General features: G+C 40.3%; 9 protein-coding genes and 1 pseudogene. 3 read left to right on the top strand and 7 right to left on the bottom strand.

The features are described 5' to 3' along the window. Positions 1–1,275: 1,275 nt before the first annotated feature. A complete protein-coding gene (locus V7K25_RS19265; protein WP_335160111.1) occupies positions 1,276–3,039 on the top strand; it encodes a Rieske (2Fe-2S) protein in 1,764 nt (587 codons plus the stop codon). 424 nt (positions 3,040–3,463) lie between these two features. On the opposite strand, the gene V7K25_RS19260 is transcribed toward V7K25_RS19265, so the two are convergent. Next, positions 3,464–4,720, bottom strand: coding sequence for a damage-control phosphatase ARMT1 family protein (locus V7K25_RS19260; RefSeq protein ID WP_335160110.1), 1,257 nt, complete (start codon positions 4,718–4,720; stop codon positions 3,464–3,466). Between the two features lie 94 nt (positions 4,721–4,814). Further along, a complete protein-coding gene (locus tag V7K25_RS19255) occupies positions 4,815–5,279 on the bottom strand; it encodes a cupin domain-containing protein (protein ID WP_335160109.1) in 465 nt (154 codons plus the stop codon). Positions 5,280–5,707: 428 nt separating this feature from the next. On the opposite strand from V7K25_RS19255, the gene V7K25_RS19250 reads away from it, so the two are divergent. After that, entirely contained in the window at positions 5,708–6,100 is a 393-nt protein-coding gene (locus tag V7K25_RS19250) for a hypothetical protein (protein WP_335160108.1), read from the top strand. Between the two features lie 132 nt (positions 6,101–6,232). Here V7K25_RS19250 and V7K25_RS19245 read toward each other — a convergent pair whose 3' ends face one another. The 5 genes from V7K25_RS19245 to V7K25_RS19225 all read right to left on the bottom strand — a co-directional run bounded on the left by V7K25_RS19245 (position 6,233) and on the right by V7K25_RS19225 (position 11,928). Continuing rightward, positions 6,233–6,793, bottom strand: coding sequence for a hypothetical protein (locus tag V7K25_RS19245; RefSeq protein WP_335160107.1), 561 nt, complete (start codon positions 6,791–6,793; stop codon positions 6,233–6,235). Between the two features lie 194 nt (positions 6,794–6,987). Beyond that, on the bottom strand, positions 6,988–8,352 hold the full coding sequence (locus tag V7K25_RS19240; protein ID WP_335160106.1) for a cytochrome P450: 1,365 nt from the start codon (positions 8,350–8,352) through the stop codon (positions 6,988–6,990). A gap of 176 nt (positions 8,353–8,528) precedes the next feature. Beyond that, positions 8,529–10,421, bottom strand: coding sequence for a lipoxygenase family protein (locus V7K25_RS19235; protein ID WP_335160105.1), 1,893 nt, complete (start codon positions 10,419–10,421; stop codon positions 8,529–8,531). A 460-nt stretch (positions 10,422–10,881) separates the two neighbouring features. Further along, the gene (locus V7K25_RS19230; protein ID WP_335160104.1) at positions 10,882–11,631 is read right to left on the bottom strand and encodes an SDR family NAD(P)-dependent oxidoreductase; all 750 of its coding nucleotides are present in this window, start codon (positions 11,629–11,631) and stop codon (positions 10,882–10,884) included. A gap of 117 nt (positions 11,632–11,748) precedes the next feature. Then, a complete protein-coding gene (locus tag V7K25_RS19225; protein WP_335160103.1) occupies positions 11,749–11,928 on the bottom strand; it encodes a hypothetical protein in 180 nt (59 codons plus the stop codon). Between the two features lie 499 nt (positions 11,929–12,427). Here V7K25_RS19225 and V7K25_RS19220 point away from each other — a divergent pair. Beyond that, positions 12,428–13,109: pseudogene (locus tag V7K25_RS19220) on the top strand (hypothetical protein); the annotation flags it as partial.

Raw genomic sequence — 13,109 nt, 5'->3', positions numbered from 1 at the left:
TACGCCTCTTCCGAAAAAACTAGTTATTTTGTACTACATTTTTAATTTCAAAATGGGGGTTAATGCTCTATTTATTTCAAAATGAGAATTGCTGTTACAAAATGATATTGCTGATATTATAAAGTAATTTTTTTTACCAAATAGAATAGCAACCCAGTGCTTTTGGTGGTCAAATTTCCTTATAGATGAGACAATACGGTTCGGTTAGCTTGTTTACCCTGCGAAGATCCCCCCAACCCCCCTTTTAAAGCTACGGTGTATACACAAGTCTGAAATAGCTTACTCACCTGGTTTTTTGCGTCAGTTTTACCCCACCCTAACCCTCCCCTTGCAAAGGGGAGGGAACAAGATTTCTTATTTCCCCCCAATATATCGGGGGGATTAAGGGGGGTAATTCGACTTGTGTATACACGGTAGCCTTTTAAAGGGGGGCTAATTTCCTCGTTTACCCCCTTTTTAAGGGGGTCGCCGCAGGCGGGGGGATCTTAAGCGAACCGTATTGATAGATGAGAGGCAGATTGCATAAAATTTTCAGCCCAAACTAGAAGTCAAGGTATTGGTTGGTAACTTTAACAAAATTTGAAACAGGATTACGGAATTGAGATGACATTCCTTGAAGTCATAATCATCACACAAATTTCCTATTTTCTGACTGAACTTTTTACTTTAGCAAATCATTAAAGCTACAAAGGAGATAAATCAACATGAGCGAGAATCATAATTCACAATCCGACACACAACCTCCAAAAAATAGACCACAACCTCCTAAAACAATAGGAAAACCACCTAAAACCGAATTAATAAACTCCGAAGAACAGCCAACAGCATCAAACTTATCAGATATTAGTTAAAAGTAATTCGTAATTAGACCCGCCAGAACTTTTGGCGTTGGCAATTAAGGGTTGGTCATGAAATAACTCAAGCCAACCCTTTTTAATTATCAAGAAAGGCAGAGGGCAGGAGGCTCAGTTGGCTTTTATGGAATTCTGATTCCAGCACTGAAGCCCGTGACCGCAGAAAACAAGGATTTAAGACCCCCACCAAATTTTTAATTTGGTGGCTCCTATTTAGGAGGGGTTTGAATCCCCAACTGAGGCGAACTTTCTGCCCTCTGCCTTCTACCTTCTTCAATTGGTAGTTGAAGATTGTAATTGCAGTAGTCCTTAGTAGCTTAAGTATTGTTAACAAAAATTAGTATTGTGCAAATGCTCGAAGAAAGAAAAATTTTGTCAGAGTAGAAGTAAAGCTTTCGACATTCACTTGCGTGTAAATTAAATGACTCTAATATTTAAAGAAACAACCAACAAAGATAATTATACCCGTGTTGCTCAACTTAAAGATGTTCAGGCAGCAGGTAGTATGTTATTCCACAAGGAAAAACATACTATTGTTTTGTTTTACTCAGATAATAAAGTTTATGCAATTGATAACCGTTGTCCCCACATGGGTTTTCCCCTACAAGGTAGCACTTGCAAAGATGGTATTGTTACCTGCCCTTGGCATTATGCCCGCTTTGATATAGCTAGCGGTGGAACCTTCGACTCTTGGGCAGATGATGTTCCGGCATTTCCTGTGGAAATCCGCGATGGTGAAGTTTGGGTGAATTTAGCGCCGCCAGTTAATCCTCATGCCCACCAACGCCAACGCCTTGAAGATGGTTTAAAGCAGAGTATTTCCTTAGTGATTGCCAAATCAACGATCGCACTGTTAGATATAGAAGTAAATCCGGCTGAACCATTTCAAATCGGGTTAAAATTTGGTACTAGTTACAACAAAACAGGTTGGAGTATAGGTTTAACTATCCATACCTGCATGATCAATCTACTACCTTATCTAGATGAAGAAGACAAACCTCGTGCTTTATTCCACGGGCTTTCGGCAGTCGCTAATGATAGTGCAGATGCGCCGCCTCTGTTTGTTGTTCAGCCATTGCCTAACTCTACCGTTGATTTTCCGACTCTTAAAAGCTGGTTTTGCCAGTTTATTGAGGTGCGGGATAGTGAAGCTGCACAAAGATGTCTGGTATCTGCGATTCGCTCAGGGGCTAATTTAGAGCAAGTTGCAGATATGCTGTTTTCATCGGCTACAGATCATCGTTATCTCGATATTGGGCATAGCCTTGATTTTATTAATAAAGCACTGGAAGCACTTGATGTTATTGGTTGGCAAGCTGCGGAATCTGTTCTGCCTAGCTTAGTTTCGGGTTTAGCTAGTGCATCCCGAATGGAAGAATCTAATTCTTGGCGCTACCCTATAGATTTGGTGACAATATTAGAGTCGGCTTTTAAGCAATTACCCACTGTCTTAAGTGCGGGGAAATCTCAACGAGGAACTTGGTCAAACTCGGAGCAATTAATACCAATTTTATTAGGTGAAGACCCGCAAGCGATCGCAGACTCGCTAATAAATGCCCTACAAGCAGGTTGTACAGAAGAACAATTAGCAAGTGTAGTTACTTATACAGCCGCACTGCGTGTAGCTCGTTTTAATACTAACAATGACTTTGGAGATTGGAATTCAGCACATCATCCATTTACTTTTGCTAACGCTGTGCATCAAGGGTTACGACGAGTACCAACAGTCGAACTACTCAGAGGGGTGTTTGATGCGGCGATGAGTGTCTATTTGAATCGTTTTTTGAATGTACCACCAGCACGACTTCCAGAAGCTAAAGACTCCGTTCCAAATCCTGAAGAATTACTCCAGCAGCTACCAGATTTATTAAATCGTCAGCAGCAAGTTAACCAGACAGGTCAATTAGTGGCTAATTATTTATATAGTGGTGGCAATGCTGAAAGACTCATGGCGATGCTAGGGAAATTGATGCTCAGAGAAAACCGTGATTTTCATGTAATTCAAGAAATAGAAGCCGCTTTTCGTCAGTATTCTTTATTAGGTGACACTCCTGCTGGGATTCATGTATTAGTTGCTGCTGCTCGGTATTTAGCAGCCCATTCTCCCACAATGCGATCGCAAGCACAAACCTATCAAATCGCTTATCGATTACATGAAAGCGATCGCCTATTCGAGGAAACTTGACAAGCTCTCGGTTTCTAGTCATGAGCGCCGACTCTGAAAATTGAGTTTTCAATTTAAAAAGCCCTGGTAAAAATCCAGGGCTTTGTTTTATATCGGGTTTATTAAATGCCAGCTAAAAATCTTTGCCAGCGCTTTCTATACACATAATCATCGCTCAATCATTTGCCAAAAAATAGCGCAGAACTACCCAATTTTTACCCATCTTACCTGGGTATTACCTTAATAATTTATTTATATTTGCACACATTTCTACCGCGAAATCATTTATCTTTAGATTTTGCAGTACAGAATTTTAGTGTTAACGCTCGTCCCTAACTACTGCACCCCCTACAATCCATACTTCCCGATGGCTTGAAGTATTTATTACACCCCACATCTTCGAGCTAGCGGTAAATGGGAGCATTGCCTCTATATTGCTAAATTACTAAGCTACGAACTGAATCACACCCCATTGTCCATTGGTCAACCAAGAATGGTCAGATTTTGCTACTTTCTCAATAACCTCAGATTCTAAACCTACTGCTACTTCCGACTTCAGGGTGCGTAATGCTACTGTTGGTACAGGCAAATAGCAGACTATATCTGCAAAGCTGGTAGTAATATCCCAATGGCGATCGCCTAATAACCGGCGATAATTCGCATCTCCTTTGACTATAATTAAACTGGCATTAGTTAACTCATTATTAAGATAGTTAGGCATTTCCCAAAATGCTAAAGGTGATGTCCAAAAGTAATCTTCAGACAAGACTAAACGCTCTGATGCAATATGCCTCTCCAATCTTTGGGCGAAAGATGTCACTTGTTGATCGCTACTAGCGGCTAAAAAACTTATTGTGTCATGTACATCCTTAATCATGGCATCAGAAACGAAAGTAGGATGGGGTTTCAGATGCAGGAAAACTTCATTAGCTAAGTTGCTACTTAATAAAAAATCTACTAAGCATAAATCACAGACAAGTTCAAAACCAGCATTGTCTAAGACAAAATCAATACGACCTCCTTGACAAAGAGTTAATAATTCACTAACTTGAGAGGCATCATTTACTAAAATGTGAGCTAGTTGATTTTGAATATCAAAACGGCTCCGGTCGTCCTCGAATGCTGACCATAAACTCAAGTCAACTCGATTTCCCCACAAAGCGAAATATAAGAGTGCAATTAAAGCTGTTTGGTTTGGTGGGGTATCAATTTCAGAATCTTTTAGCCATTTATTAACCTGAGTACATAGAAGAATAGTAGAGTCAAGAGACGCTTCTAACCCCTGAGATTTTTGCAATTGGAATGGATCAACAGCTTGCCATATACCAGGGCGAAAGTAATGAGTAATTTCTAGAATTAACCGATAAAAATAAGTTTCTACAAAAAACCAAGGAATATCTATCCAACGCTGACCTTTGTAAGCTTCTAGATACGTATCCCAAGCTGGAAAATCTGCACCAGTATCATTTACCAGAGGTTGCAAATATCCTGTTGGCAGTTCTGTAGCAAGGCTTTCTAATCTTGTATTAATTTCTGCTGAAAAATTATTTTCAACGATAACTCGACGAGCGATCGCAGGCATTCTTTGACTGACTGTAAACTCAGTAAAAGAACCGATTTCTGAACCTAAAAGTGACGGTGGTAGTGGTAATTTCGGCACTTTATATGAATTGACCACAAATTTCTCTTGCCCTATATTCATAATTTATTGTGTGCTTTAACATTCACTCATCCTATAATCACCCTTTAAGAGGAGCTTGTATGTGTAATATAATGGAAAGTTAAACAATCAATAATTAAATCTCTACTGGCTCCTGATCAAATTGCCGCATCAATTCTATAAGAGCATCTCGGTCTGGAGTCTGTCCATCCTTGAGCAGTTCGGCTAACCCTTCAAAATACTTTTCGCGTTCTCCTGCTGGACAAAACATGATTAATAATTTTGCATCCTGAGTTCCTCGATTAGCGAATGTATGAGGTGTGTTACGCGGAACTAACACAAATGCCCCTGGTTGCCCCTGCACTATCTGATTACCAACTTGAATTTCTACCTCTCCTTCTAATACATAAAACATTTCTTCCATTTGTCGATGAATATGCAGTACTGGAGAAGTTCCGCCTGGTTGTATTATGTTTTCAAACAATCCCAAGTGACCATGAGTATCAGCACCAACTACCTTAAATATTATTTTGCTATTACCAGTAGTTAAATGATTACCTTCTCCTGGGGCTAAAACAATTTCTTTAACTGGTAAACTCATAAACACTCCTACTATAATTTGGATGCTCAAGCGTTTTTTCAATCAGTGCTAGATTCTATCTGTATTTTGTTAGATATTAGAAACTGGAACATCCTTCAATAGGTAAGTTTTTTATAATACAAAAGATTACAAAGGTGATTATCTACATATAGGACTCATATTTGATTATTGAAATATACGTAGGGTGCGTTACGCCAAAGGCTAACGCACCGCCCAAAGGTTAGGTGCGTTAGCCTTTGGCGTAACGCACCCTACTTACTACTTAGATTTTTTCAGAAATCAAATCAAAGTCCTATAGTAGGCTAGGCGTGGTCAGGTGTGCGTAAACGCTGAAAGCGGCTTGTTACTTTCCATCGCTGGTTAACCCACAAATTAGTTTTATGTTTTAAAGTAGAAAGTAGTTTGATTGAAAGTGCTTGTTACTACCAATGAAAGTTTTAAGGTTAGTCCTGCCAGTCCTGTTGCTGCTAGGCACGCCTGCGATGGCAGTTGAGTTCAAAGGGCAAAATATTGATGGTCAAAAGCTACCTGCTAGAGCTTACTATTATGCAACTGGTGGTGTCTATAAAGTTCAGGTAAGTTTTCACAATAAACGAGCTACGATTTACTTTGACGACGGCAACCAAACAACCATACAGTTAAACCAGCAAGTGATTACTGACTCAAACAATATTGAAGGTTTTGGAAAGCTAGGGCAATATCCTCTAAATCGAACATTCAGTATTGGGTTGGTGTATGACAATAATTGGCTCGGCAGCAGTGATAATCAATTGCAACAGTCCAATCCGCTAGATGGATTGTGGAAAATTAGTTTGGAGTAAATATTCGCTATCTTTTGTCTAAATTTTAGTCTTTTTTTGATAATTGTGGCGCAAGAATCACTTGAGTTTTCTTTTCTAAGAAAGCATTAGCCGAGAAACAGGTAAATATGCTACTCAAAACGACAAGCTGTGTCAATTTGAGTGGGCTACAATTACTAAACACTCATTTTTCACCCTGGTAAGCATATCGTTAAAAGCAGGAGTATAACGACCATCTTTATCAACAACCTTACGGAGAGTATACTCACCAACTCTAGAAAGTCCGCCAAACCAAACGTTCTTTCTATGCCAAATATCTCCATTGAGAGAATTTTTGTCTTGGGACATTGTAAAACTTACAATCGCTCTTGAAATTGGTATTCCCAGGAAAACAGGTATGACTTGAGCTTCTTGCAAAGTTTCATCTTCAAACTGAATTTTGTAAGTTGCTTTAAGCAATTGAATTGAACGTAGTAATATCCAACCCGCAATCGAGTTATGAAAAGTCCACTGTAACGGGGCAAATATCGGTAAAACCAAAGTTCTGTTCTGTGTGTCCCATTCCAAATTGTACATAGTAATGCAAGTATCTGGCAGTGGATTCCCATCCATAAAAAATACACCCTGAAGGACAGATGGTAAGTTTGTTTGTTTGATTGGAATCATCCAGGTTGCAATATTATTGAGTTGCTTTTTCTCAATTAATTCAGTCATATAGCAGTCCTAAATCATTTGTGAAAATTATATATCTCTTTCTTCTTTCTTCCCTTTGCGTTCTTCTCTACGAGACGCTACGCGAACGCGTTCTTCGCGGTTCGTTTCCTTATCTATATTTTTCATGACTCATTTAGGATTGCTATACTAATTTGTAATTCATAATTACTCAGGGGCGAACGGTGACTTATTACTCATAGTCGTTGAGCAAAACCTTGTAGTACTAAATTATTAGGAGTAACGGCAGTAACTTTTTCAAAATCCCACTTGACTTCTGTAATTGAGTCCCATTGATAGTTGTGGAACAGATATAAACAGAAAATCTTGATAAAGCCAATTGATAAAGATTTACCAGGACAAGCTCGCTCATGCCCTTCGCCATTCCAAGATAAGATATCTGAAAAATTCCGTGTTAGGTCAAAATCATCTGGATTTTGATATCTGTTGGCATCCCGATTAGCCGTAAAAATAGAGCCTAGCAAGCGAGTACCTTTTTGGAATGGACATTTTTGTTCTCCAATCTCAACTTCACCCCCTTCAGTGGTGAGTTGACTAACAAATCGCACAGGTGGATAGAGACGAGCTGTTTCTAAAATCACTTGATTGAGAATTGTTAACTGGTCTAGAGCGTCTGGGTCTAAAGTTTTCTTGCCATTCCAGACTGCATTCACTTCTGACATTACATCATTTCTAAGGGCATTATCCAAGCAGAGAACACCAATAACTGATCCTAAAAGCGCACTTGTACCGGCAGTACCAGCGATATGAATCATATCGAAAAGGGTATTAGCGATTTGGTGTTCGTTCAACTGATACTGAGCGCCTGTTTCAAAGTAAGATGCCCATTTAGCCGATTGTTTATATCGCTTGGTTAAATGTTGACGATGCCGAATTTTTGGCGCTGTTAATATTGCTAGCACATACTTGCTTATAAAATTAGGCAAGGATGCAAGAACCAAACCTTTGATGTAACTACGTGATGCTGTGATTTCTTCCTCAGATAAAGATATCTGAAAAACCAGTTGGTGCAAAATTGACAGGATGATTTTTGGCAAATCGTTACCGATGTGTAATTTGTCTTGTTTAGCAGCTTCTAACAAGCTTTGCTCAACTAGATTCCCTAAAAAGTCTATCTTTTGAGACGGTTCTGGTAAGGCTTGTAAGATCACAGTACGTAGCCCTGTATGTTCGTTACCGTTCGTTCCCAAGCTCAGAGGATTATCGAGCAGGTAGCTAGGAGCTAATATTCTGATGATGCCTAAATCATTTCCCCGCAGTTGTGGTTGGGTTTGCATTAATTCCATCACTTGGGAGTGAGAGGAATGCATAATTGCTTGGTCTACTGCAAAATATTTGTTTCCAATATTGTCCTTACGGATGTAGAGAAAGTCCCGCCATGCTTTGAGTATGATTGAGGCATCCGTATAATAGAAAATCAAACGCAAAAACTTGCCGATCGCAGTGTCATAACCTACTTTATCTAGTATGGGTGCAAGCCAAAGCTGGCGAGCATGACCTTTGAGAACTTTATCTTTAAGTGTCATAATATTTATTGCCATTTGTCATTTGTCTTTGGGCATTTGTCATTTGTTCGTTGGTCATTGGTTATTAATTTTTCTCCCTCAGTTCCTTATCTTCCTAAGTCCTTTTATTTTCTATGAGAGGCTGCGCGTAACAAGATACCTGTCAGGATAAAATTTTGAATTTTGAATTGATTTCTCCCTCAGTCTCCAATTTAGATATTGATGCTTTGAGGAATTTTAGAAGGAAGCAGATACTCATAGGCTGGGCGGTGTAAATTACGCTGCTTGATGGTATTTTCTACCTGCTGAAGATGACTTTGGAATGCCTGTAACAATGGTTTTACTTTCTCATCTGTAAAGTATCCTTGCTCATACTCGCCCAGCTTGTTGTAGTATACAGACCCCAATAAGCTGAGTAGGTTATATTGCCGTTGTGCCTGATCTAAAGGGGGGAGCAAATTGAGGTAGTCTTGCTCGGTAACTTCTCTTTTGAGAGTTGAGGCTGGTAAATAACCTGCTAATGGTATAGCTGCGGCGTAGCCCATCAAATCTTTTTGCGGAAAGTTAACGGCTGCATGTTGGGCGCTGGCAGTAAAAATAATCAGCGTAGTGGCATCAATCAGGTAATTTAGCGTTTTGATGCCCCCATCTTCGCCAAAATCGGGGATACGACCACCATCGTAAGCTGAGATTTCAGCTGCCCATGTTTGCAGGGCTATATCTTTGTGAATGTTTTCATCGGTAGGGTAGTAAAGCTTCAGGTAGTCTGAAACCCATTGATGAATGGCATCCCAGACTAATAATGCATCATCCCGGTAAGGATAAACAGGCAATAGACTAGGATCATCCACACCACGCTGTTGGAATTGCTTGGGTAAGATGGCATTATTAAAAGCATAGCTTTGCAACCCTAACACTACTAAAACGCGAGAGTTATCGATTGATGGTGAGAGCAATCTATCTACGCCACCGCCAGGAGCAATGAGAATCCGTTGGGCGGCATCGTTAATTGCTAAGGTACTGTCAAAATGCGGGCGCAGCAGAATTCTGAGGGGATGGGTGAGTGGCAATTGTCGAGCAGTTGCGATCGCAAAAACACCAACCAAAAGGTGAGTTCTTGCTAGGTGAGTAACAGCTTCGTGGATGTTGGAATCTGCTATTTGGACAACTGTTTTGGCAAAAAGCCAAGCGTATTTACCGGAATTAGGGGTAACAATCGGATAATCTGGGTCTGGGGTTTGACCGCATTGAATGGCTACCGGACGTAATAGCCTGGTGGGATCTGAGCCTTTGGGTAAGGCAAACAGTGCTAGGGGAGCGTAGACATATTTTTGCTCATGTGGATATGTCCCGTTGATGACACCGGATAAAATTTTATAGTCAGCTAAGTAGAGCCTTCCTTCAAGTCCTGCTGCTGCTAATGAATCGTCAGTTCCCATCACTGCTTGGTAATGTTCCTCTGTGACTGGGAAGCGATCGCCTAGACTAGTTACTCGCTCGATCATCACGGGATTGTAGCCAGCCACTCGCGTGTAGGCAAAGACTTCATCTTCCTGGTAAGTTTTAGCAATCGCTGGGACACCAATCAGTGGAAACAAATTTTCGTAGTCCAAAAGACTGGTTGCATGTCCTGTAGGCTGTCCTTCATATAAAAGGTTAATTACCCTATTTAGAGCATCTCTGAGGATCACAAGTCCGTTTTCTTTGAGAATAGAATAAAAAAGATCGTCGAGTTCTCTAAGATCCTTAGATATGCTTTTGAGCAAAAACTGAGGGATAATTTGCAGGATTCTTGCCAAAATGCTGATTCGGGCTGGTAATGCTCCCTTGAGCAAGGCTTCTAAAATAAACCTTTCGACATCATCACGAATCGATTTAGAACCTTGATTACCTCTGTTGACAATCAAGGTATTGACAAAAAGAACTCGTAACTGCTGGGCTAATAAAAAATACCAGTTAGTGGTGAACTCTTCGGCAATAGAAAGCTGATCCAGCATCGCAATAGATGGAATATGGATGTAGTTATATTGATATTCTTGCCTAGCTATATCTAAAGTATGAGTACTTGATGAACTGATTGAATGATCTGGTGATGAAGCAGTCATTGACTCTACTTATATTTAATATGGGGATTAACAGTTAAGGATAAACAGGTTTGAGTTACCTAAACGTATTATCGCAATCAAGTTTAAAATTGTGATTTTTCTAAAGAAATTTTCTGGAATTTATCAACTCCTGAACCACGCACTGAACCTTTAGAAATCTTACAAGTAATTAGCGATACAAATGATACTTGCCAAGATTTAGAAACAATTATCAAAGAACACTTTCGTACTAAAAATTCGTGCTTTAGTTTACATTGCTAACACTGAAACGATTAGACATAATAGCAAAGTCACGTTAGGTATAACCGAAGCCTGGATTAATGATGACTTCTAGGCTTCGGTTATGGATTGCGATCAATCCTAAATTATTAGCGCGGTTAAAATGCAACAGTACATACCTTGTTTACAACTTATTTAGGATTGCTATAGCGCGGAGTATTAAGTTTTAAGAGAGTGTCGATTACCGTTCTTGTTCAGTCGGGCGGATCAAGATTTCGTTGACGTTAACGTGTTCCGGCTGTGTGACGGCATAGACGATCGCATTGGCAATGTCTTCACCCTCCAGATTTTTGACCGAACCGTAAAAGTTTTTCGCCTGCTCTTTTGCAGTGGAATCTGTAATGTGCTGTGTTAGCTCTGTTGCTACCAACCCTGGCTCGATAATCGTGACGCGGATGTTGTTTTGATAGACCTCTTTGCGAAGTGCTTCACTAAACGCACCAACCGCCCATTTGCTGGCGTTGTAGACACCGCTTCCGGCGTTTGCAACTCGACCTGCTACCGATGAAATGTTGACGATGTGCCCAGTACCTTGTGCCTTCATCAATGGTAAAACTTTGTGGGTGGCATACATCAATCCCAATACGTTGAGATTGATCATGCGTCGCCAGTCTTCTGTATCTGCACCGTCAATCTGACCTAACAGCATCAACCCTGCATTGTTGATCAGAATATCAACTCTGCCAAATTCTGCCTGAGTTTTATTCACCAATGCTTCTACCTGCGCCTCATCTGAAACATCAGCAGTAATGGATAAGGCTTTTCCACCAGTGCTAGTAATACGGGCTTCTAGGGCAAGTAGGCGATCGCTTCGACGGGCAGCAATCACTACCGTAGCGCCAACTGATGCCAGCGCTAGGGCTGTCGCCTCACCAATACCAGACGATGCCCCTGTTACAATTGCCACTTTGTCAGTTAACTTACCAGCCATTGTTAGCTTCTCCGTTGTTGTTTGTTTTTTCGTTTTTTACGTAAAAGTCAATTGAGTTTTTTGAATGTAAGCAGTACAGCAATTCTTATTATGAGAATAATTACTAGCATTGTTGCATTAATTTCTGATTTCCAACTCCAGAAGACTCAACACTTTTTCTTCTAGAGCAGTTAAATAAGCACGCTTGGACTTCCCCAGCAACTCCAAAAACTTCTGCACCGATTTTTCGAGCGAACTGGAATATATTAGACTATTAGACTGATGCGATCGCCTACGGTGGGCGCTTGCTTGTGCCATCGTTAATCTTCTGAACCTGCTGGCACTCAATCGGTATAATTACATCATTTCAGGTGCTGCAACCCAACACTGTATTCGCCATCCCAAGTCTCACGGTGCAGCTAAACTCATTTACTACGCTGACGATTGCCAACACTCGCCCTACGTATGGTGTAAATCTGTGGTCTGTGATTGCCTGGTTGCAGTGTAGGTAAAATCAGTTATCATGTATCCGCATTTATCAACAGTATATGCCTGTGAGATTTAGCTTGAGTGGAAATTTATATTGAACTTGCATAAATTTTTAAACAACTTCTGATAAGTATTTACATCTCAAGGAGCAATAGTATTAAAATCACCATAAATCCAAACATAGTTAGTTTTGTGATTTTATATGTAGTGAAGAAAACCTTTTTTCATTAATGCTCAAACTGCTCAATCAAGAATACATATCTTACTTGGCTCTAATTCTATCAGTAAGGTTGTAAAGCATAATCTAATAGAATTGAGGATATAAGTTATGGCTCTCATTGATGAAGTTAAACAGGTTTGCGATCGCCTAGCCTCTGTTGGCTGGCGAGACTTGCTACTCCAGCAAGGGCTAGATATCACAGCAATAAACCTTCAGCAAGAATTAACTAAAGAACTACCAGCGATCAATCGTCAGATAGTAGGGTTTGAAGATTTTGCCTTTGAAGGGAAACGAGGAATAGAAGCAGGAAATCCATCTCGGAGCTTACTGTTTCATGCTTTGGCTTCACCCAATGTTGTAAGTGCCAATCTGGGTGCCTATCCCACCCTAGCAGAACTCGAAATTATTGAAAATTTTGTTTATGGAGTGCAGCCTCCTTCCTTACAAGATTTGCAAGTTCTGGCTCCAAGACAACCGTTAGCGATCGCTGTATTTGCTTGTGAATATCGCCCGGCTTCGGAAACTGTCCACCGTCAGCACGCTGATTCCTCTGGTTGGACGTGGACTGCGAAAGTGCGCTTGCAACTTTATCAATGGACGCGCTTATCATTTGTAGAACAGAAAATTGCAAAAGACTGGCTACCCAATGAATTCCTTGGATTAAAGATTTACCAAGCAATGCGGGCTGCTAATGTCACCGGGAGCTATGCGGTTTCGTCAGATCCAGTAAAAAACAAGCGATCGCTAAATCATTTTCCCAGTAGCATAAACAAATTTATACTTTTTAAGC

It is taken from the genome of Nostoc sp., assembly GCF_036919495.1.
Lineage (GTDB): Bacteria > Cyanobacteriota > Cyanobacteriia > Cyanobacteriales > Nostocaceae > Nostoc.
This window is presented reverse-complemented; position numbering and strand designations above follow the sequence as displayed.